The sequence below is a fragment of the Micromonospora sp. H61 genome (assembly GCF_018070325.1).
Lineage (GTDB): Bacteria > Actinomycetota > Actinomycetes > Mycobacteriales > Micromonosporaceae > Micromonospora > Micromonospora salmantinae.
This window is the reverse complement of sequence record NZ_JAGPXY010000008.1, coordinates 39122-59822: the sequence shown is the minus strand read 5'-3', so window position 1 is coordinate 59822 and position 20701 is coordinate 39122. Positions and strand designations below refer to the sequence as shown.

Annotated in this window: 23 protein-coding genes; 14 read left to right on the top strand and 9 right to left on the bottom strand. The window is 71.7% G+C overall.

Annotation, left to right across the window (positions count from 1 at the left end):
• Positions 1-38: 38 nt before the first annotated feature.
• On the bottom strand, positions 39-1823 hold the full coding sequence (gene arc / locus KBX08_RS06705) for a proteasome ATPase (RefSeq protein WP_210781710.1): 1785 nt from the start codon (positions 1821-1823) through the stop codon (positions 39-41).
• Positions 1824-2001: 178 nt separating this feature from the next.
• On the opposite strand from arc, the gene KBX08_RS06700 reads away from it, so the two are divergent.
• Positions 2002-2295: a ferredoxin gene (locus KBX08_RS06700; protein ID WP_210781763.1), complete on the top strand. Its 294-nt coding sequence runs from the start codon at positions 2002-2004 to the stop codon at positions 2293-2295.
• Positions 2296-2344: 49 nt separating this feature from the next.
• On the opposite strand, the gene KBX08_RS06695 is transcribed toward KBX08_RS06700, so the two are convergent.
• Genes KBX08_RS06695 through KBX08_RS06685 form a run of 3 tightly spaced genes read right to left on the bottom strand, consistent with a single transcriptional unit; the run spans position 2345 to position 5053 of the window.
• On the bottom strand, positions 2345-2917 hold the full coding sequence (locus tag KBX08_RS06695) for a hypothetical protein (RefSeq protein WP_091408625.1): 573 nt from the start codon (positions 2915-2917) through the stop codon (positions 2345-2347).
• A 46-nt stretch (positions 2918-2963) separates the two neighbouring features.
• Entirely contained in the window at positions 2964-3965 is a 1002-nt protein-coding gene (locus KBX08_RS06690; RefSeq protein ID WP_372494722.1) for a tRNA (adenine-N1)-methyltransferase, read from the bottom strand.
• A complete protein-coding gene (locus KBX08_RS06685) occupies positions 3962-5053 on the bottom strand; it encodes a site-2 protease family protein (RefSeq protein WP_372494731.1) in 1092 nt (363 codons plus the stop codon). Before KBX08_RS06685 ends, KBX08_RS06690 begins: the two co-directional genes overlap by 4 nt.
• A gap of 140 nt (positions 5054-5193) precedes the next feature.
• Between KBX08_RS06685 and KBX08_RS06680 the strand changes: the two genes are divergently transcribed.
• From KBX08_RS06680 to KBX08_RS06660, 5 genes are all read left to right on the top strand, one after another.
• The gene (locus tag KBX08_RS06680; protein WP_210781708.1) at positions 5194-6108 is read left to right on the top strand and encodes a PD-(D/E)XK nuclease family protein; all 915 of its coding nucleotides are present in this window, start codon (positions 5194-5196) and stop codon (positions 6106-6108) included.
• Between the two features lie 210 nt (positions 6109-6318).
• Positions 6319-7005, top strand: a complete 687-nt coding sequence (locus KBX08_RS06675) for a response regulator transcription factor (RefSeq protein ID WP_210781707.1) — start codon at positions 6319-6321, stop codon at positions 7003-7005.
• A 355-nt stretch (positions 7006-7360) separates the two neighbouring features.
• Positions 7361-8128 (top strand): ABC transporter ATP-binding protein, encoded by a 768-nt coding sequence (locus KBX08_RS06670; protein ID WP_210781706.1) that lies wholly within the window; start codon positions 7361-7363, stop codon positions 8126-8128.
• Positions 8128-10683, top strand: coding sequence for an ABC transporter permease (locus KBX08_RS06665; protein ID WP_210781705.1), 2556 nt, complete (start codon positions 8128-8130; stop codon positions 10681-10683). The genes KBX08_RS06670 and KBX08_RS06665 overlap by 1 nt, the downstream gene beginning before the upstream one ends.
• A gap of 157 nt (positions 10684-10840) precedes the next feature.
• Positions 10841-11218, top strand: coding sequence for a carboxymuconolactone decarboxylase family protein (locus KBX08_RS06660; RefSeq protein WP_210781704.1), 378 nt, complete (start codon positions 10841-10843; stop codon positions 11216-11218).
• Between the two features lie 46 nt (positions 11219-11264).
• Here KBX08_RS06660 and KBX08_RS06655 read toward each other — a convergent pair whose 3' ends face one another.
• The gene (locus KBX08_RS06655) at positions 11265-11921 is read right to left on the bottom strand and encodes an HAD family phosphatase (protein ID WP_210781762.1); all 657 of its coding nucleotides are present in this window, start codon (positions 11919-11921) and stop codon (positions 11265-11267) included.
• A gap of 121 nt (positions 11922-12042) precedes the next feature.
• The gene (locus KBX08_RS06650; RefSeq protein ID WP_210781703.1) at positions 12043-12786 is read right to left on the bottom strand and encodes a neutral zinc metallopeptidase; all 744 of its coding nucleotides are present in this window, start codon (positions 12784-12786) and stop codon (positions 12043-12045) included.
• A 219-nt stretch (positions 12787-13005) separates the two neighbouring features.
• Between KBX08_RS06650 and KBX08_RS06645 the strand changes: the two genes are divergently transcribed.
• Entirely contained in the window at positions 13006-13176 is a 171-nt protein-coding gene (locus KBX08_RS06645; protein WP_210781702.1) for a hypothetical protein, read from the top strand.
• Positions 13177-13182: 6 nt separating this feature from the next.
• On the opposite strand, the gene KBX08_RS06640 is transcribed toward KBX08_RS06645, so the two are convergent.
• Positions 13183-13392 (bottom strand): hypothetical protein, encoded by a 210-nt coding sequence (locus tag KBX08_RS06640; protein WP_210781701.1) that lies wholly within the window; start codon positions 13390-13392, stop codon positions 13183-13185.
• A 205-nt stretch (positions 13393-13597) separates the two neighbouring features.
• Here KBX08_RS06640 and KBX08_RS06635 point away from each other — a divergent pair, with 205 nt between their 5' ends.
• Together KBX08_RS06635 and KBX08_RS06630 are read left to right on the top strand one after the other, a co-directional pair.
• On the top strand, positions 13598-13990 hold the full coding sequence (locus KBX08_RS06635; protein ID WP_238661275.1) for a YciI family protein: 393 nt from the start codon (positions 13598-13600) through the stop codon (positions 13988-13990).
• 4 nt (positions 13991-13994) lie between these two features.
• Entirely contained in the window at positions 13995-15251 is a 1257-nt protein-coding gene (locus tag KBX08_RS06630) for an RNA polymerase sigma factor (protein WP_210781699.1), read from the top strand.
• 78 nt (positions 15252-15329) lie between these two features.
• Here KBX08_RS06630 and KBX08_RS06625 read toward each other — a convergent pair whose 3' ends face one another.
• Positions 15330-16430 carry a calcium:proton antiporter gene (locus KBX08_RS06625; RefSeq protein ID WP_210781698.1) on the bottom strand — a complete coding sequence of 367 codons (1101 nt, stop codon included), beginning with the start codon at positions 16428-16430 and terminating at the stop codon, positions 15330-15332.
• A 110-nt stretch (positions 16431-16540) separates the two neighbouring features.
• On the opposite strand from KBX08_RS06625, the gene KBX08_RS06620 reads away from it, so the two are divergent.
• Positions 16541-16903, top strand: coding sequence for a helix-turn-helix transcriptional regulator (locus tag KBX08_RS06620; RefSeq protein WP_238688832.1), 363 nt, complete (start codon positions 16541-16543; stop codon positions 16901-16903).
• Complete coding sequence (locus KBX08_RS06615; RefSeq protein ID WP_210781696.1) at positions 16900-17403, top strand: SRPBCC family protein; 504 nt, start codon at positions 16900-16902, stop codon at positions 17401-17403. Before KBX08_RS06620 ends, KBX08_RS06615 begins: the two co-directional genes overlap by 4 nt.
• Here KBX08_RS06615 and mug read toward each other — a convergent pair.
• Complete coding sequence (gene mug / locus KBX08_RS06610) at positions 17400-17969, bottom strand: G/U mismatch-specific DNA glycosylase (protein ID WP_210781695.1); 570 nt, start codon at positions 17967-17969, stop codon at positions 17400-17402. The genes KBX08_RS06615 and mug overlap by 4 nt on opposite strands.
• 62 nt (positions 17970-18031) lie before the next feature.
• Between mug and KBX08_RS06605 the strand changes: the two genes are divergently transcribed.
• The 3 genes from KBX08_RS06605 (at position 18032) to KBX08_RS06595 (ending at position 20449) form a co-directional block, all read left to right on the top strand.
• Positions 18032-18775 carry a cyclopropane-fatty-acyl-phospholipid synthase family protein gene (locus KBX08_RS06605; protein ID WP_210781694.1) on the top strand — a complete coding sequence of 248 codons (744 nt, stop codon included), beginning with the start codon at positions 18032-18034 and terminating at the stop codon, positions 18773-18775.
• A gap of 37 nt (positions 18776-18812) precedes the next feature.
• On the top strand, positions 18813-19622 hold the full coding sequence (locus KBX08_RS06600) for a CPBP family intramembrane glutamic endopeptidase (protein ID WP_210781693.1): 810 nt from the start codon (positions 18813-18815) through the stop codon (positions 19620-19622).
• A gap of 113 nt (positions 19623-19735) precedes the next feature.
• A complete protein-coding gene (locus KBX08_RS06595) occupies positions 19736-20449 on the top strand; it encodes an alpha/beta fold hydrolase (protein ID WP_210781692.1) in 714 nt (237 codons plus the stop codon).
• The last annotated feature ends 252 nt before the right edge of the window (positions 20450-20701 follow it).

Below are 20701 nucleotides of genomic sequence, written 5' to 3'. Positions count from 1 at the left end.
GGTGCCCACCGGAATGGTGGGCACCCTCGCTGTTGGGGTCAGAGGTACTGGCCGGTGTTGCTGGCGGTCTCGATGGACCGGCCGGCCTCGGCGCCCTTGCCGCCGGAGACGAGCGTGCGGATGTAGACGATCCGCTCACCCTTCTTGCCGGAGATGCGCGCCCAGTCGTCGGGGTTGGTGGTGTTGGGGAGATCTTCGTTCTCGCGGAACTCGTCGACGCAGGCGTCGAGCAGGTGCTGCAGGCGCAGCCCCTTGCGACCCGAGGTGAGGAACTCCTTGATGGCCATCTTCTTGCTCCGGTCGACGATGTTCTGGATCATCGCGCCGGAGTTGAAGTCCTTGAAGTAGAGCACTTCCTTGTCACCGTTGGCGTAGGTGACCTCGAGGAATCGGTTCTCCTCGGTTTCCGAGTACATCCGCAGCACCACGGCGTCGATCATCGCCGCGACGGTGGCCTGGGGGTCGCTGCCGTGTTCGGCCAGGTCGTCCGGGTGCAGGGGCAGCCCGGAGAGGATGTACTTGGAGAAGATGTCCTTGGCCGCCTCGGCGTCCGGTCGCTCGATCTTGATCTTCACGTCGAGGCGACCGGGGCGCAGGATCGCCGGGTCGATCATGTCTTCCCGGTTGGAGGCGCCGATGACGATGACGTTCTCCAGCCCCTCCACGCCGTCGATCTCGCTGAGCAGCTGCGGGACGATGGTGTTCTCCACGTCGGAGGAGACACCGGAGCCGCGGGTCCGGAAGATCGAGTCCATCTCGTCGAAGAACACGATCACCGGCGTGCCCTCGCCGGCCTTCTCCCGGGCGCGCTGGAAGATCAGCCGGATGTGCCGCTCGGTCTCACCGACGTACTTGTTGAGCAGCTCCGGGCCCTTGATGTTGAGGAAGAAGCTGGTGTGCTTCTCCTTGCCCTGCCGCTCGGCGATCTTCTTGGCCAGCGAGTTGGCCACCGCCTTGGCGATGAGCGTCTTGCCACAGCCGGGCGGGCCGTAGAGCAGGATGCCCTTGGGCGGGCGGAGCTGGTGCTCACGGAACAGGTCCGCGTGCAGGAACGGCAACTCCACCGCGTCGCGGATCTGCTCGATCTGCGACTGGAGGCCACCGATGTCGCCGTAGTCGACGTCGGGCACCTCCTCCAGGACCAGCTCCTCGACCTCGCTCTTCGGGATCCGCTCGTACGCGTACGCCGAGCGGGGCTCGATCATGAGCGAGTCGCCGGCCCGGATCGCCGAGCCGATGAGCGTCTCGGCGAGATGCACGATGCGCTCCTCGTCGGAGTGGGAGACCACCAGCGCCCGGTCGCCCGGCCCGCCGTTCGGCCCCTCCAGGATCTCCTTGAGCATCACCACTTCGCCAACCCGCTCGTAACCGAACGCGTCGACGATGTTGAGCGCGTCGTTGAGCAGGACCTCCTGGCCGCGCCGCAGGTCACCCACGTCGAGCGAGGGCGAGACCGCGACCCGCAGTTTGCGGCCACCGGTGAAGACGTCCACCGTGCCGTCCTCGTGCTTGGCCAGGAAGACTCCGTAACCGCTCGGCGGTTGCGCGAGCCGGTCGATCTCCTCCTTGAGCGTCACGATCTGCGTGCGAGCTTCCTTGAGGGTGCTCACCAGCCGGTCGTTGTTCTCGGTCAGCCGCGCCAACTGTGCCTGGGTGGCCGCCAGCCGCTCTTCGAGCTGCCGGACGTGTCGGGGGCTTTCGGTCAACTTGCGCCGCACCAGGGCGAGTTCCTCTTGCAGGAACGCGACCTGCGTGGAGAGATCGTGGGCTTCCTTCTCCCACCGTGCGGCGCGCGAGTCCGCGTCGTCGCTACGTGCTGCCACGTCCCACCTCCCCGGGGGGCTTGAACGTTCTGCCCTAACACTAGCCGCTATGAGGCCGATTCGGTCCCACGCAACACCCTCGTCACCGAACCTTGATCGCCAAGGGTGGCCTGACGGGCCGTTACCGGCGTTCGGGTACCGTCGGAGCGTGGCACGGGAGAACATGGGGGGTGCACAGGTGGCCGAGGTCGCGACCGACGAACTGCAGGTCTGGGTCGACCAGGACCTCTGCACGGGCGACGGGCTCTGCGTGCAGTACGCGCCGGAGGTGTTCGAGTTCGACATCGACGGTCTGGCCTACGTCAAGGGCGTCGACGGTGAGCTGCGGATGGCACCGGGCAGCCGGGTCGACGTCCCCGCGCACCTGCGACTCGAGGTGATCGACTCCGCGAAGGAGTGCCCGGGCGACTGCATCCACGTGGTGCGCGGCGACGGCATCGAGGTCGCCGGCCCGGACGCCGAGGAAGACTGACCCACGGCCCGGGCCGCGACGGCCCGGCCGGGCCAGTTCGGGGTACGCCTCAGAGCATCGGACGGCCGACCACCGAGGCGACCAACCGTGCGAACTCCTCCAACCGGGCGATCTGCCCGGCCCCGCCGTCGTCGAGGGTCTTGCCGAAGCGCAACGCGTCGTGCCGAGGGGTGCCGGCCATCTCCTCGCTCGGCGGCGCCTCGTCCAACGAGGTGAGCAGCAGGTAGACGTCGATGCTGTCGACCCGGATCTCGCCGCTCTCGGCACGGTTGAGCCGCCGCCGGCAGCCCACCTCGGTGACGGTGGAGACCGGCACCACCCGCAGCGACGAGGTCATCGAGCCCGGCGGGCCCTCCTCCGGCGGTACGTCCTCGCCGTGCCAGAGGATGAGCCGGCTGCCGTCGCAGACCACTACCTCCTGCCACACCCCGTTGACCTCGTTGACGAAGCGTTCCAGGGTGAAGCCGAGCACCGACGCGCCGCGCAGCACGCCGCCGAGCGCCTCCAGGGCGACGTCCGGGTCGCGCAGGTAGGCCCGCGCCGCCGACTCCAGATCCTGGTAGGGCGACCAGTCGGGAAAGACCGCGGGGAGGTCCCCACCGCCGTAGCCCGGTCGGCTCATGCCAGCGTCTCCCCCTGCTCGGCGCTGCCGACACCCAGCTCGATGGTCACGGCCTGTCCATCTCCCCCGCACCGTTGGGTTGCGCGCCCGCGGCCTGCGCGGCGGCGGCCTGTCGGGCCGCCTCCGCCTCGCGCAGGTCCTGGCGGCGCTGGGCGTACGCCTCGGTGCCCTTGCTGGGCTTGCGCCGGCGCGGCGGCGCGGTAACCCCCGGGGCCAGCTTGCGCGCGGACACCAGGAAGGCGGTGTGCGCGATCATCCGGTGGTCCGGACGGACGGCGAGGCCCTCGGCGTGCCAGTCGCGCACCAGGGACTCCCAGGCCCGTGGCTCGGTCCAGCCGCCGCGCTCGCGCAGCGCCTCCACCAGCTCGGAGAGCTGCGGTGTGGTGGCGACGTAGCCGATGAACACTCCACCGGGCACCAGCGCCCGCTCGACCATGTCGAGGGTCTCCCAGGGGGTCAGCATGTCCAGGATGATCCGGTCGAAGCCGGTCTCCCGGCACTGCGCGACGTCGCCGACGTGCAGGTTCCACGAGGGGTGCGGCCCGTTGAAGAACGCCTCGACGTTGCGCTTGGCGATCTGGGCGAAGTCGTCGCGCAGTTCGAACGAGTGCAGCTCGCCCTCGGTGCCGACGGCGCGCAGCAGGGAGCAGCTCAACGCGCCGGAGCCGGCGCCGGCCTCGAGGACCTTCGCGCCGGGGAAGATGTCGCCCATCGCCACGATCTGCGCCGAGTCCTTGGGGTAGATCACCTGGGCGCCGCGCGGCATGGACAGCACGTAGTCCGACAGGAGCGGCCGCAGGGCCAGGAACGCGGTGCCGCCACCGGCGGTGGTCACCACGCTGCCGTCGGGAAGCCCGATCAGCGCGTCGTGCGCCAGGATGCCGCGGTGGGTGTGGAACTCCTTGCCGGGCTCCAGCGTCACTGTGTGCATCCGCCCCTTGGGGTCGGTCAGCTGGACCCGGTCGCCGGGCCGGAACGGCCCACGGTGCACGGGGGTCAGCGCCCGGTTGGCGGGGTCGGCGGCGACGGTGGAGGGAGTTGCGGTCACGGTGTCATCTTCCGGTTGGGTTCGAGGAGCTGTGCCAGGTCCGCGATGTGCAGAATGCCGACGACATCTTCGCCTGACGTCACCACGTACTGTGCGCCCGGGTAGGTCTGTACGGCCTCCATCACCCGCTCGCCGTCCCACCCGACCGACAACGTGGGAAGGGTGCCCAGCGACCGGGCGACGGCGTCCACCGCCAGCCACGGTCGGCGCTCGGCCGGCACCGCGTCGGCGGCGGCCGGGTCGACCAGCGCCACCGGTCGACCCGTGGAGTCGGTGACCAGCAGCGCGGCGCCGGGCTGCCCGCTCTCGGCGCGCCGGCGCTGGGCCTCGGCCAGTGGCGTACCGGTGGCCACCGGCCAGACCGGACGGGCCAGCCGGGCGAGGTCGATCAGCGGGAACCGGCGGCTGACCCGGGCGGCCCGGATCGACTGGCCGGCGCCACGCCAGAGGGTGACGGCGACCAGCAGCATCAGCGGCAGCGCCAGCGGCGCCAGCCGCCGCTCGACGGTGAGAAGCAGGACCAGGGCCGCGGTGCCGACGGCGACGACCCGGCCGGCCCACCCGGCGACCTCGGTGCCGAGGTGCCGGTCGCGGGTCAGCCCCCACACTGCGGCGCGCAGCGCCCGGCCGCCGTCGAGCGGCAGCCCGGGCAGGCTGTTGAACAGCGCCACGATGACGTTGCTGACCGCGAGCTGGAAGGCGAGCTGGTGGGCCACGGTCCCCTCGGGCAGAGCGAGCGTGGCGGCGACCGCCAGGACGCCGAGCACCGCGGAGACCGCCGGGCCGGCCAGCGAGACCAGCAGGTCGACGCGGGGCGACGGGGCGTCCCGGTCCATCTCGGTGTAACCGCCGAGCAGCTCCAGGGTGATCCCGCGCACACCGATGCCGTACCGCCGGGCGGTGAGGGCGTGGCCCAGCTCGTGCAGCAGCACCGAGCCGAGCAGCGACACGACGAACCCGAAGCCGATCAGGTAGCCGCTGAGCTGCGGCAGGTCCAGTTGTCGGCGGGCGAACTCGCCGTACAGCACCGCGATGAGCACCGCGAGCAGGACCATGGAGCCGTTGAGGTACAGCGGCACCCCGAACACCTTGCCGACGTTCAGGCCGAGACGTCGGTCCGGTCGGCGCGGCGGCCTGGTTGTCTGCTCCATCGCCACGATGCTACGGACCGTCGCTGTGTGGGGCGGGCGGCGGTCGGTGTCACACCGGTGCCCTAACCTTTGCCGACATGACGGCGGAATCGGTCACCACCTCCCAGCCCTCCCCCGCGGCGCAGGCGCCGCCGACGGTGCGGGCCTCGCTGTCGCCGTCACGGGCGGCGGATTTCAAGACCTGCCCGCTGCTCTACCGGTTCCGCAGCATCGACCGGCTGCCCGAGCGCACCACCATCGAGCAGGCCCGGGGCACGTTGGTGCACGCGGTGCTGGAGCGCCTGTTCGACCTGCCGGCCACCGGCCGCACACCGGAGGCAGCCGGCGACCTGGTGGCCCCCCAGTGGGACCGGCTGGTCACCGAGCAGCCGGAGCTGGCCGGGATCTTCGACGGCGCGGAGCCGGCCGGCCCGGTGGAGTTCCTCCGCTCCGCCGCCGGGCTGCTGCAGGGTTACTTCGCGGTGGAGGATCCGACCCGGCTGGAGCCGGCCGAACGCGAGAGCCTGATCTCCGCGGTCGTCGACGAGGAGTTGCTGATCCGGGGCTACCTCGACCGGCTCGACGTCGCTCCGGACGGCGCGCTGCGGGTGGTCGACTACAAGACCGGGGGCGCTCCGCGGGAGGCGTTCGAGGCGCGGGCGCTGTTCCAGCTGAAGTTCTACGCCCTGGTGCTGTGGCGCACCCGGGGCGTGGTGCCCCGGGTGCTGCGGCTGCTCTATCTACGCGACGCCGAGGTGTTGGACTACACCCCTGACGCCGACGAGCTGGTCCGCTTCGAGCGCACCGTGGTGGCGCTGTGGCGGGCCATCGAGCAGGCCACCGCCCGGCAGGATTTCCGCCCCCGGCCGAGCCGGCTCTGCGACTGGTGCAGCCACCAGGCGCTCTGTCCCAGCTTCGGCGGCACCCCGCCGCCGTTCCCGGTCGCCGCCGTGAGCGCCGACCCCCTGCGCGACTCCCGGTCCACCCCGGTGGCGCCGGGCGCCGACGAGTGACGGCCTCCTGACCGACGCGTACGCCCGGGCGCGGCGATTCAGGCCGCCGGGACCGCCTGCCGCACGCCGACGCCGGAGACCCGACCGCAACGGTGCCGACGCGGTCGGGACAGGGCGACCGGCCGGCCTCTACGGTGATCCGCGACGCACCTGCTCCGGTACGCGAGGATGACCGGTGCGCGCCACGTTGTCGGCGGGACGGGAGACGAGATGATCCATCAGGCGCCCTCGGCGCGGCCGGTGCGGATCCTGCTCGCCGACGACCAGCCGCTGCTGCGGACCGGGTTCCGGATGGTGCTGGGCGCCGAGCGCGACCTGGACGTGGTGGCGGAGGCCGGTGACGGCGTGGAGGCGGTGGAGCTGTCCCGCCGGCTGCTGCCCGACGTCGTACTGATGGACATCCGGATGCCCCGGATGGACGGGGTGGCGGCGACCCGGGCCATCGTCGACGCCCGGCTGCCGGTACGGGTGCTGGTGCTCACCACCTTCGACCTGGACGAGTACGTGGTGGGCGCGTTGCGGGCCGGCGCCAGCGGGTTCCTGGCCAAGGACGTGCCGGCCGAGGATCTGATCGCGGCGATCCGCACTGTCGCCGGCGGGGACGCGGTGGTGACACCTCGGATCCTGCGGCGACTGCTGGACCGCTTCGCCGAACTGCTGCCCGATCCGGCGGCGACGCCGTCGGCGGCGCTCGACGCGCTCACCGACCGGGAGCGCGAGGTGCTCGTGCAGGTCGCCCGGGGGCTGTCCAACGCCGAGATCGCGACGGTCCTGTCAGTGAGCGAAACCACCATCAAGACGCACGTCGGGCATGTGCTGACCAAGCTGCGGCTGCGCGACCGGGTGCAGGCGGTGGTGCTGGCGTACGAGTCGGGGCTGGTCCGCCCCCGGGCGTAGTTCCGCCGGCCCGGGTACCTCACCCGGCGTACTCGAAGATCCCTCCGTGGGGGGACGGCTGCCGTTGCCGTCGTCACCTACCGTGACCGGAGATGGCTCGGTTCGGTTGACCCTCCTGTGGCGTCAGGTGCAAGTGTCGGTGCTGCCGCCCGCCGCCGTGGGAAAAAACGGTCGACCGGCCGTCGACTCAGGGGCAACCCTGATGCGACATGGGGGTGCACCCGCAGCGGGAAATCCGCGCCGGGTCCCCCCAGGGTTGGACGGGGCGGGCGGGTGCAGCACCGATGATTGAACAGTCGCGCCGGACCATCGGGGGGCGGCGTGCATTTTCGGACAGACGGAAGAGGTAGATGACGTGACCGCGACGGTAGGCCAGCAGGCGCAGGCCGCGGCCCGGGCGAACGACGTGTGGAAGGTGTACGGCAGCGGCGAGGCTCAGGTCATCGCGCTGCGGGGGGTCAGCGCGGAGTTCGAACGTGGCCGCTTCACCGCGATCATGGGCCCGTCGGGTTCCGGTAAGTCGACGCTGATGCACTGCCTGGCCGGCCTGGACTCGGTGACCCGGGGGACGGTGTCGATCGGTGAGACGACTGTCACGGGGCTGGGCGACGCGGGGTTGACGAAGCTGCGCCGCGACAAGGTGGGCTTCATCTTCCAGCAGTTCAACCTGCTGCCGACGCTGACGGCCAAGGAGAACATCCTGCTGCCGCTGTCGATCGCCGGGCGCAAGCCGGACCCGGCCTGGTACGACACGGTGATCGAGACGGTGGGTCTGAAGGACCGGCTGGACCACCGGCCGGCGCAGCTCTCCGGTGGGCAGCAGCAGCGGGTGGCGTGCGCCCGGGCGCTGGTTTCCCGCCCCGAGGTGATCTTCGCGGACGAGCCGACCGGCAACCTGGACTCGCGCTCCGGCGCGGAGGTGCTCAACTTCCTGCGTAACTCGGTTCGGGAGCACGGCCAGACCATCGTCATGGTCACCCACGATCCGACGGCCGCCGCGTACGCCGACCGGGTGGTCTTCCTCGCCGACGGCGAGATCGTCTCGGAGCTGATCGAGCCGACCGCCGAGACGGTGCTGGACACCATGAAGAAGCTGGACACCGCGGCCGAGGTGGGCAACTGATGTTCCGCGCGACGCTGAAGAGTCTGCTGGCCCGTAAGGTCCGGCTGATCCTGTCCGGCCTGGCGGTGGTGCTCGGGGTGATGTTCGTCTCCGGCGCGTTCGTGCTCACCGACACGCTGGGTCGCTCCTTCGACTCGGTCTTCGCCGACGGTTTCTCCGAGATCGACGTGAACGTCGCGGCGAAGCCGAAGGTGCAGGTCAACGAGATGGAGGGCGAGCAGACGGTCGCCCCGCTGCCGGCCACGCTGGTGGACCGGGTGAAGCAGGTGCCGGGGGCGGCCTCGGCGACCGGTGTGGTCAACGCCGACGGCGCCCGGGTGATCGGCAGCAACGGCAAGGTCGTCACCTCGTTCGGTCCGCCGCAGTTGGGCGAGAACTGGACCGGCGAGAGCGAGTTGCTGAAGCTGCGCGAGGGGCGCGCGCCGCAGGCCGAGGACGAGATCGTCATCAACAAGGCGCTGGCCACGGCCGCGAAGGTGCAGGTCGGCCAGAAGGTCGGCGTGCTCACCGCGTTCGAGTCGAAGAAGCGGGACTTCACACTGGTCGGCGTCTTCGGTTACAGCGGTGACCGGGACTCGATCGGCGGGGTCAACGAGGTCTTCTTCACCACTCCGGTGGCGCAGCGGCTGATGCTGGGCGAGCCGGACGTGTTCAACAGCATCACCGTGCAGGCCGCCGACGGGGTCTCGGACGAGAAGCTGCGCGACGACGTTGCCCGCACCCTGGGCGCTGACTTCGAGGTGAAGACCGGCGAGCAGGTGGCCGCGGACGCCTCGGCCAGCCTGAAGGAGGGCCTGTCCTTCTTCAACAAGATCCTGCTCGGCTTCGCCGCGGTGGCACTGCTGGTGGGCACCTTCCTGATCCTCAACACCTTCTCGATCATCGTGGCGCAGCGGACCCGGGAGTTGGCGCTCATGCGCGCCATCGGGGCCAGCGGCCGGCAGATCATCGGTTCGGTGGTGCTGGAGGCCATCGCGGTGGGGTTGATCGCGTCGGTGCTCGGCCTCGCCGCCGGTATCGGGGTGGGCGCGCTGCTGGCGTTCCTGTTCGGCAAGCTCGCCGGTGGGCTCACCTTGGCCGGGATCGGCGTGCCGGCGGCCGCGGTGATCGGTTCGTTCGCCGTCGGTCTGGTGATCACCGTGGTGGCGGCGTTGCTGCCGGCGCTGCGGGCGTCCCGGATCCCGCCGATCGCGGCCATGCAGGACGTGGCCACCCCGGACCGGCCGTTGACCAAGATCACGGTGGCCGGGTCGCTGGTCACCGGCGTCGGCGCGGTGCTGCTGTTCCTCGGGCTCAGTGGCAACGCCGGCGGTCAGACGCTGTCGACAATCCTCGGTGGCGTGCTGTTCGCCTTCATCGGGGTGGCGCTGCTGACCCCGTTGATCAGCCGGCCGGTGGTGAGCCTGCTCGGCGCGATCTTCTCCTGGTCGGTGCCGGGCAAGCTGGGCCGGCTCAACTCCGGGCGCAACCCGCGTCGCACGGCGATCACGGCCGCCGCGCTGATGGTCGGCATCGCGCTGGTCACCGGCGTCACGGTGATCCTCGACTCGGCCAAGGGCAGCATCAGCGCGCTCGCCCAGGACACCATCAAGGCCGAGCTGGTGATCGCCGGGCAGCAGGGCGGCCCGCGTCCGCCGACCTTCGACCCGGGTGTGCTGGACCAGGCAAAGGCCCTGCCCGGTGTGCGGTTGGTCGACGGCGAGTACGGCGACATGGGGCGGATCGACGGCGAGAGCACCTGGGTGGCGGCGAGCAGCGACATCGCGTCGCTGCGGCAGATCTTCGGCGCGAAGCCGACCGCCGGTGACATCGACCGGCTCGGGCCGACCCAGATGCTCGCCAGCTCGGACACTGCCACGTCCCGTGGCTGGTCGGTGGGCTCCACCGTCAACGTGCAGCTGACCCGGGGCGAGGCACGCACCTACACGATCAGCGGCATCTACGAGTCGTCGCAGCTGACCAACCCGGTGACGCTGCCGGCGACCGCGGCGAAGGACTTCGCCATCCCGCAGCCCATCCAGGGCTTCATCCAGCTGGACCCGGGCACCCGCGTGTCCGACGTGCAGCCGCAGGTGGAGGCGTTGCTCGCGGACAGCCCCGAGGTGTCGGTGGCGGACCGGGACGCGTTCATCAAGCAGCAGACCAGTTCGCTCGACGGGCTGCTCACGATGATCCAGATCCTGCTCGCGCTGGCAATCGTGATCGCCGTGCTGGGCATCATCAACACCCTTGCCCTGTCGGTGCTGGAGCGGACCCGCGAGTTGGGTCTGCTGCGGGCCATCGGCCTGCGCCGGTCCCAGACCATGGGGATGATCACCGTGGAGGCGGTGGTGATCTCGGTGTTCGGCGCGCTGCTCGGCGTGGTGGTGGGCACCGGCCTCGGCGCCGCTGTGGTCGAGGCCCTCAAGGACGAGGGCATCACCGACCTGATCCTGCCGTGGGGGCAGATGGGTGTCTTCCTCGGTCTCGCCGCCATCATCGGCGTGGTGGCCGCGGTGCTCCCGGCCGTCCGGGCGGCCCGGATCAACGTCCTGGGCGCCATCGCCCACGACTGATCGGCACTTCCGAGGCCCCCGGTCGCCATCCGCGCGCCGGGGGCCTCTGCCTGTCCCATTCGCCCTCGGCCACCCGTGCGCGACTGCCAGGCTGGTGCTGCCGGCAGGGCGCCGGCCCGCCCGCGAGCCGGGCGGCCGGAGATCCGGGGCCGGTGACATGACCGATCAGGACGCGTACCAGTTGGCACTCGACAACGCCGAGCGGCTGCTCGGGCAGCCGTTGGTTCTGCCGCTCGGCGAGGGTGAGCCGGAGGTGGGGCACGACTTCCGTCGTCTCGCCACAGTGCAGACCTTCGGCGCGGCCTGGCCCCGGGAGGGCCTGGACCTGCGCAGCCGGTGTCTGGTCTCGGTGGCGATCGCCGCCGCCCTCGGCACCCACGAACCGCTGCGCGGGCAGCTGCGCATCGCGCTGACCTCGGGGGTGAGCCGGGAGGAGATCGTCGAGCTGTTCATCCACCTGGCCGCGTACGCGGGGGCGGCACGGGCGTTCGACAGCTACCAGGTGGTCGCCGCGGTCTTCGCCGAGCGCCGGTGACCCCGGCCGGTCGGGAGCCGAGCGGCGCCGACCCGCGCCGGGCGGGTCAGCCGGTCGCCGCTGCCCGATCGGTCAGCAGCGCCGCGAGCAGCGCCAGGTCCACGCCGGTCAGGGTTTCCACCTGGTGTACGCCGACAGTGCTCGGCAACGCCACCTCCGCCGGTACGGCCAGGACCGCCGCGCCCGACGCGAGCGCGCTGGCCACCCCGGTCGGTGAGTCCTCGATCGCCACGCAGCGCTCGATCGGCACACCCAGCAGCCGGGCGGCGGTCAGGTAGGGCTCGGGGTGTGGCTTGGCCGCCACCACCTCGTCGCCGGCGACCACCGTGTCGAAGTTGTCCCGACCGAGGGTGTCCAGGGCGATCTCGACCAACGCCCGAGGGCTTGACGTGACCAGCGCGGTGGGGATTCCCGCCGCCCGGACCGCACGCAACAGGTCGAACGCGCCCGGCCGCCAGGGCAGGCCGGTGCGGAACAGCTCCAGGATCCGGGTGTTGATCCACGCCGCGCTGATCGCCGGATCCCGTTCGGGCTGCCCCAGGTCGTCGTGCAGGATGCGCATCGACTCGGCCATGGCGGTACCGATGATCGACTGGCGGGCCTCGACGGAGAGTTCTCCGCCGTACTCCTTGGCGAGTTCCTGCAACGCGACGTCCCACAGCTTCTCGCTGTCGACCAGCGTGCCGTCCATGTCGAAGAGCACAGCGGCGGGGTGATGGCTGCTCAGCGGAACCTCCAGGGTCGTGACCGACACGGGCGATCCTGCCAGCAGCCGCCAAGGCCGGTGGCGGCAACGGGCGCCAGGGTGATCCGGGCAACCCCGTTCAGCCGAGGTCGCACTCCTTCAGGGAACCCTCGTAACCCCGGAAGAACATGTCGGTGCGCTGCTCGGCGGTGCCGTGTGCACCTTCCGCGAACCACGGCTGGTCCGGGTCGTCGCCGACCGCCGCCACCCCCTCCCGGAACTCGTCCAGGTCGCCCTCGGCGAGGGTCAGGGTCCCCGAGCGCACCGAGTCGCCGAGGTACGCCCCGGCCATGCAGTCGGCCTGCAACTCCTGCTGGATGGTGAAGCTGTAGTTGATGCCGAGCCGCACCTGGATGGCGTGCGCGTACTCGTGCCCGAGCAGGTAGAACACGAACGCGTCGCCGACCTGACGGAACGCCGCCACCGACCAGGCGACGTCGTACGCGATGAAGTCGCCCTGCGAGCAGTAGACGGCGTTGTTGCGGGGCAACGACTGGCCGCCGCAGGACACCTCGCCGTCGCGCTGGTACGGGATGATCCGCCGGATCGGTCGGAACCGCTGCCCGGATTCCTTGAACTGGGCCGCCCAGTACCGCTCGGCGACCGCCTGCGCGTCGGCGACGTCCTGCTCGAACTCGGCGACGCTGGTGGTGCTGTCGGCCCGGGTGGTGCTCGGTCCCGGTGACGCTGCCGACGGGGTCGCCCCGGGACGCTCGGCCTCCGGCTCGGCCAGACCACCGCCGGCGCAGGCGAGGGAGACCAGGGCGGCGATCAGCAGACCCGCCACCGGGCCTCGCGCGTCGCGTCCGAACCGTGCCCCCACTGTGCCTCCCCAGACATCGGTGCTCGGCCTGGTACTAGTACCCCGACGATAGGACCGAAACGCCCGTCACCGGTTTCACGTACGGCACGGCCGGACGGTTCACGGCCCTGAGCCCGGATGGGCTGTCGCGCGGCGGGCCCGGGTGGGCTGGGGTGGTGTCGCGCGGCGGGCCCGGGTGGGCGCGGGGCACCGCTGTCGTCGCTGTGGCCGCACCGACCGTTGGACCGGATCCGCTTCGACCTGACTCCCGGGCTGCCCGGCGGGGACTGCACGCTGCGCTGGACGCTCACCACCGACGGGGAGCTGCCGAGCGAGAGCACCCTCGGCCACCTACGCCACCGCCTCAACTACCTGATCAACGGCCGGCTGCGCCGCTCGTACGGCCAGTAGGGTCGCTCATCCGCCCGACTCCCGACCGCGCTGCCACGTGTCACCCTGGTCACCGTGCCGCTCGGCCTCGTACCGCTGCTGGCGCTCCCGAGCGTCCCGCCCAGCCCGAGAGTCGTCGCCCCCGACCTCACCGACCCGCCCCCGCCGCACCACAACGCCAGACGCCACCCCGGCCACAAGAACGAAAACCCCCACCACCGCCCACACCACCGTCATCCCACCAACCTAGGCCCCACCCACCACCCCCTGCGCTCCGGTGATCAAGAGGTTCGCGTCGTCCCGTCCGGCGTGTCGTGACAGAAACCTCTTGATCAACAGATCAGGTGGGGGTGGCGTGTCCGGGACCGGGGGTTGGGTTCGACGTTTCCTGTGGGCACCGGGGTGGTGCTCTTGCAGGAGGAGGGGAAGAACCGTGAAGTACATGATTTTGCTCTATGGGTCGCAGCAGGACTACGACGTGCTGTCCGGGCGGGCTTCCGACCGGCCGGCGATGTCGGCCGAGCAGATCGCGGCGATGCACAAGCACATGGAGACCTTCCACCAGGCGCTGGCCGAGTCCGGGGAGTTGGTCGACGCCCGAGGGCTGAGCGAGCCGGTGCACGCCCGCCGGGTGCAGGTGCGCGAGGGGGCACCAGTGGTCACCGACGGCCCGTACCCGGAGACGCAGGAGGTGCTAGCCGGTTACACCATCGTGGAGTGCGCCAGCTTCGACCGGGCCACCGAGATCGCCGCCGGCCTGGTCGACCCGGACGCCCCCGGTGGGTACGTGGACGTGCGGCCGGTGCTCGACGGTGTCGAGGACCTGGCCGGCTGACCCGGTGCCGGAGACTCCCGCCGAGGACCTGCTGCGCGAGCTGGCGCCGCGGGTCCTCGGCGCGCTGGTCCGCCGCTACGGGCACTTCGACACGGCCGAGGACGCGGTGCAGGAGGCGCTGATCGCCGCGGCGGAGGGTTGGCCGCGCGACGGCGTACCGCAGAATCCGCGTGGCTGGCTGATCACCGTGGCGTCCCGTCGGCTGACCGACCTGCTGCGTCGCGAGCAGGCCCGGATGCGGCGGGAGGACACTGTGGCCCGCTGGGTGCTGCCGGAGCAGTGGCGCGCCCCCGCCGCCGACCATCCAGCGGCGGACGCCGACGACACGCTCATCCTGTTGTTCCTGTGCTGCCACCCGGCGCTGTCGGCGGCGTCGCAGATCGCGCTCACCCTGCGGGCGGTGGGCGGGCTGAGCACCGCCGAGGTGGCGCGCGCGTTCCTGGTGCCGGAGGCGACGATGACCCGGCGGATCAGTCGGGGTAAGCAGCGGATCCGTGACAGTGGCCTGCGGTTCGCGCCGCCCACCGGCCCGGAGCGTGCCGACCGGCTCGCCGCCGTGCTGCACGTGCTCTACCTGATCTTCACGGAGGGGTACGCCCGCACCGCCGGGCCCGGGTTGCTGCGCGCCGACCTGACCGCCGAGGCGATCCGACTGACCCGGCTGGTGCGCCGGCTGGTGCCCGAGGACCCCGAGGTCACCGGGCTGCTCGCGTTGATGCTGCTCACCGATGCCCGCGCGCCGGCGCGGATCGGCCCGCACGGTGAGCTGGTGCCGATGGCCGAGCAGGACCGCTCCCGGTGGCGGGCCGAGCAGATCGCCGAGGGGGTCGAGCTGATCACCGGGGCGCTGCCGCACGGGGTGGTCGGGGCGTACCAGCTCCAGGCGGCCATCGCGGCCGTGCACGACGAGGCGCCCAGCGCGGCGGCCACCGACTGGGCGCAGATCACCGCGCTGTACGAGGTGCTCCTCGGGATGTCCGACAACCCGGTGGTGGCGCTCAACCACGCGGTGGCGGTGGCCATGAGCCGGGGCGCGCCGGCCGGGTTGGCGCTGCTCGCCGACCTGGCCGACGACCCCCGTCTCGCCGACGACCCTCGACTGCCGGCCGCCCGCGCCCACCTGTGGGAGCTGGAGGGTGAGCGGGTCGCGGCGCGGGAGGCGTACCGGATGGCAGCGGCGCGCTCGACGAACCTGGCGCAGCAGCGCTACCTGAACGCCCGCGCGGAGCGTCTCGCGGGCGACCCGCCGCCCACCGGCTGACCCGCACGGGCCGTGCGGGTCGCGGGCTGAGCCGACAGGCCACGCGGGGTCACGGGCCGAGCCGGCGGGCCGTGCGGGTCACGGGCTGGCGGCCAGGAAGACGAAGGCGGCCATCAGCACCAGGTGCACGCCGCCCTGCAACACGTTGGCCCGGCCGGGCACCACGGTGAGGACGGCGGTCACGGCGGTGAGCGCGAGCAGGGCAAGCTGGGTGCCGCCGAGGCCGAGCAGCAGCGGGCCGTCCAACCAGATCGAGGCGATCGCGATGGCCGGGATGGTCAGACCGATGCTGGCCATCGCCGAGCCGAGCGCCAGGTTCAGGCTGATCTGCACGCGATCGCGGCGGGCGGCGCGAGCGGCGGCCAGGGTCTCCGGCAGCAGCACGAGCAGGGCGATGATCACGCCGACGAACGCGTGCGGGAGGTTCGCCGCGGCGACGCCGGCCTCGATGGTCGGCGAGACGGTCTTGGCGTCGCCGACCACCGCGACCAGCGCCACCAGCAGCAGCCCCAGGCTCATCAGCGCCGCGCGGGTGGTGGGCGGCTTGGCGTGCTCCTCCGCGTCGATCACCTGGCCCCGGCTGTCGACCGGCAGGAAGTAGTCGCGGTGCCGGCCGGTCTGCACGAGCACGAACAGCCCGTAGAGCGCCAGCGAGGCGACGGCGGCGAAGGCGAGCTGGGCCGGGCTGAACTCCGGACCGGGCCGGGCCGTGGTGAAGGTCGGGATGACCAGACTCAGGGTGGCCAGGGTGATCACGGTGGCCAGGGCTCCGCCGGTGCCCTCCGGGTTGAACACCGCGACACGACGGCGCAGCGCCCCGAGCAGCAGGGACAGGCCGAGTATCCCGTTACAGGTGATCATGACGGCGGCGAAGACGGTGTCCCGGGCGAGCGACTGGGTCTTCTCCGGGCCGCTGATCATCAGCGTGACGATGAGGGCGACCTCGATCACGGTGACCGCGACGGCGAGCACCAGCGACCCGTACGGCTCCCCCACCCGGTGGGCGACCACCTCCGCGTGGTGCACTGCCGCGAGCACGGCACCTCCGAGCAGCACCGCGACCACCACGATGATCGGGCCGGGCAGGCTCCGCCCCCAGGTGACCATCAATACCAGGACGGCGAGCACGGGTACGACGAAGGTCCAGTCGGTCCAGCGGGAGCGAAGCAGGGCGGCCATGCCGTAAAGAGTGCCAGGTCAGGTGATCATGTGCCCACCACCGACCACTGATCCGCCGTGTCGACGGTCCACAACCGGCAAACCCGTAACCTATGGGTTACGCTTCCTGGGTGGATGAGGTGGCCGTCGCGATCGCCGACCCGGTACGCCGGCACATCCTGACCATGTTGCGCGCCGAACCCCTCTCCGCCGGCGACATCGCCCAGCGGTTCACGATCAGCCGGCCCGCCATCAGCCGCCACCTGCGGGTGCTGCGCGACTGCGGGCTGGTCCGTGACGAGCTGGTCGGACGGCGGAGGATCTACCGGCTCGACCCGGGCCCGCTCGCCCCGCTGCTCGACTGGCTCACCGGGCTCACCACAGTCGACCGGTGGGGCCGGCACCTCGACGCGTTGGAGACCGAGGTCTATCGCACCCGCCGAGAGCGCCGCAGCCGCGGCCCGGCGGAGCACCGAAGGGAGCACACGGCATGACCCGCACACCCGCCGGACGCCTGTTTCAGACCGACACCGGCCACGATCTCGTCCTCACCCGGACCTTCCGCGCCCCGGCGGCCGACGTCTGGGCCAGCCTGACCGAGCCGGACCGTACGGCCCGCTGGTTCGGCCCGTGGGAGGGCGACGCCGGGCCCGGACGGACCATACGGGTCCAGATGGCGTACGAGGAGCAGCAGCCCTGGTGTGACGTACGCATCGACGCGTGCGAACCGCAGCGGCGTCTCGCCGTGTCGATGGTCGACGACTACGGCAGCTGGCTGCTGGAGCTGTCGCTGACCGAGACCGACGGCACCACCGAGCTGCGGTTCGTGCAGCACCTGAGCAGCGTGGAGGGCATCGCCGAGGTGGGCGCCGGTTGGGAGTACTACCTGGACCTGCTGGTCGCCTCCCGGGACGGTTCGCCCCGCCCGGAGTTCGACGAGTACCACCCGGCCATGCAGCCCTACTACCAGGGGCTGGTCGCCACGGCCGGCTAGCGGTCCAGCTCCCGCCGCAGCTTGGCGAACTCGGCGGTCAACGCCGGCAGCGGGAAGTGCGCGTTCAGGCCGCTGGGGTTCGGCAGCACCCAGACCTGGGCCGGCCCCAGCCGGTCCGGTCGCGGGCCCAGCCCGGCCTTCGGCCGAGCGAAGGCGATCCGGTACGCGGTCACCCCGAGGATCGCCACCCACTGCGGCCGGTGGCGCTCGACCTTCACCGCCAACCCGGTGACCCCGGCCACCAACTCCTCCGAGGTCAGCTCGTCGGCGCGGGCGGTGGCCCGGTTGCTCAGGCTGGTGATGCCCAGGCCCTGCCGCAGCAGTTCGTCGCGTTCCCACGAGTGCAGCTGGCGGTCGGTGAAGCCGGCCCCGTGCAGGGCCGGCCAGAATCGGCTGCCCCGGCGGGCGAACGGCTCCCCCACGGCGGCCGAGTAGAGGCCGGGGTTGTAGCCGCAGAACAGCACGCGCAGCCCGGGGCCGATGATGTCCGGCAGACCCCGACCGGCCGCCGCCGCCACCTCCTGCGGGGTCGGCCGCCGCGCCGGCCCCGCAGGCTCCGCGTCCATTCCACCGATCCTGCCGTACGCCCGGGTGCCGGACCCGACACACGGCTTGGGACCCTCAACGGATGCAGTCAACCGACCACCTCGCCGCCAGCCGTTACGCGCGGATGCGCTGGAACACGCCGCTCTCGCCGGAGCACGCCGCGTTGCTGCTGCAACGGCTCGACGTCCGCCCCGGCGCGCGGGTGCTCGACCTCGGCTGTGGCTGGGGTGAGCTGCTGCTGTGGGCGGTCGCCGCCGGCGGTGTCTCCGGCCCGGTCGCGACCCGCGGCGTCGGCGTCGACACCGACGAGGCAGCGCTCGCCCGAGGGCGGCGGCTGGCCGCGGGGCGGTCGCTGAACCGGCACGTCGCCTTCGTGATGGGGGAAGCGGCGGCCTGGCAGGAGCCGGCCGACCGGGTCCTCTGCATCGGCTCGGCACACGCCTTCGGCGGCACCGAGGCCGCCCTCGACGCCCTCGCCGCCGTGGTCCGGCCCGGTGGGCGGCTGCTGTTCGGCGACGCGTACTGGGATCGGTCCCCCACCGCGGAAATCGCCGAGGTCTTCGGCCCGGAGGTCCCGACCCTGCCCGGGCTGGTCGAGGCCGCCCGCCGGCGGGGCTGGCGGTTGCTGCACCTGAGCACCGCCGACCAGCGGGAATGGGACGACTTCGAGTCCACCTGGCTCGCCGGACGGCAGGAGTGGCTGCTGGCGTACCCGGAGGACCCCCGTGCGGCCGAGGTCCGCGCGGAACTCGACGACCGGTTGCGCCAGTACGTCGGCGGTTACCGGGGTGTCCTCGGCCTCGGCTATCTCGTCCTGGGGCGCTGACCGTCCGCCCTTGACGCCGCCGGCTACGCTGCGCGTGGTGAGCGCCGGATCTCGTCTCGCCCTGCCCTGGCGGATCCTCGTCGTGGCCACCGCCGCAGTGCTGGTCTGGCTGTTGCTGGGCGCCCCTCTCGACAGTGACTACGACCGGCCCACCCACGCGATCGGGGCGGTCCTCACCACCGCTGTCGTCGTACCCCTGGTGGTCGTCGCCCGTCGCGTCCTGGACCGACGGCCCTGGGCCGGCCTCGGGTTGCCGTCGCTGCGCGCCGGCTGGCGGCGTCTGCTGTTCGGCATGGCCTGCTGGCTCGTTCCCGCCGCGGCGGGGTTCGCGCTCTGCCTCGGTCTCGGCTGGGTCGAGATCAGTGTCCGGACGTCCGTCGGGGACGTGCTGCGGGCGGCGGCGCTGCTGGTCGTGCTCGTCTTCTTGAAGGAGGCGCTGCCGGAGGAGCTGGTCTTCCGCGGGTACCTGCAACACCACCTCGCCACCCGGCTGCCCGCCTGGCAGGCCGTCGTCGGGCAGGCAGTGCTGTTCACAGTGTTCGGGTTCCTCATCGGGGCGGCCAGATCCGTCGACCGACTGGCGCTCTTCCTCGTCTTCGCGCTGCTGCTGGGCGCCTTCCGTGCCGCCACCGGTGACATCTGGGCCGGCATCGGCCTACACGTCGCGTTCCAGACGGTCGCTCAGCTGTTCGGCGACGTCGGGGCGGTCTTCGACGTGGCCGGCGCGAACGTCCTGGGAGTCGTCGCCATGGGGGCCATCCCGTTCTCGGTCAGCTGGTTGGTCCTGCGACACCACTACCGGGACCGCCTGAACTGGCGCGCCCTCGCACCGGAAACGGTGCGTTGAGGGGCTGAAGCCTGGGCGTTCGGCCCACCGCCCCGACCGGCGTGGGGAAGAGTGGCGGGCGAGAGCTGTCGTCGACGAGCGAGCGACGGCACGGCGTCGTGCGGAGGTTTCGGATGAGCGACACGTCTTCGGCCAAGCCCGCCCGCAACGTGGTCCTGGTCCACGGCGCGTACGCCGACGGCTCGTCCTGGTCCGACGTCATCCCGCTGCTGCAGCGGGCCGGGCTGACGGTCACCGCGGTCCAGAACCCGCTGACCTCCCTGGCCGACGACGTCGCGGCAACCAACCGCGCCCTCGACCGCCAGGACGGGCCGACGGTGCTGGTGGGCCACTCCTGGGCCGGCACGATCATCAGCGAGGCCGGCAACCACCCGAGGGTCACCGCCCTGGTGTACGTGGCGGCCCGCGCGCCGGACGCCGGCGAGGACTACACCGCGCTCGCGGCGAAATATCCCACGCCGCCGGCGAACGCCGGCCTCGTGCACCACGACGGGTACGCGCAGCTCAGCGAGAGCGCTTTCCTGAACGACTTCGCCGGTGGAATCGAGGAGACCCGCGCCCGTGCCCTGTACGCGGTGCAGGGCCCGATCGCCAAGGACCTCTTCGGGGGCCGGACGACGACGGCCGCCTGGCGGGACCGGCAGTGCTATTACTCGATCTCCACACAGGACCGCACCACAGCGCCGGAGCTGGAGCGGTTTCTGGCCGATCGGATGAACGCGACGACCATCGAGGTCGAATCATCGCATCTGGCCATGGTCACCCACCCGGAGACGATCGCCGATCTCATTCTGATGGCGACCCGGGGCACCCGCAGCCCCGCGTAGGGCGGCGAGGCTGGCCGCGCGACGGCCAGCCGGCAGCGCCACGAGTTGCCCGGGCGAGCCGTGCTCGATCTTCGTCGGCGACCATGGCATCGAGCATACGTCATACGTCTCACCTCAACACGGCCGCCGGCCGGGCACTGGCGCGCTCGGACCGGAGCACCTGGGCTTGACGGGGCGTAGACATCGGAGGTTTACTGCGTCAACGATGCCAGTCGATGAACTCTGATCGTCCAATGTGGGTGGTCCACGTCA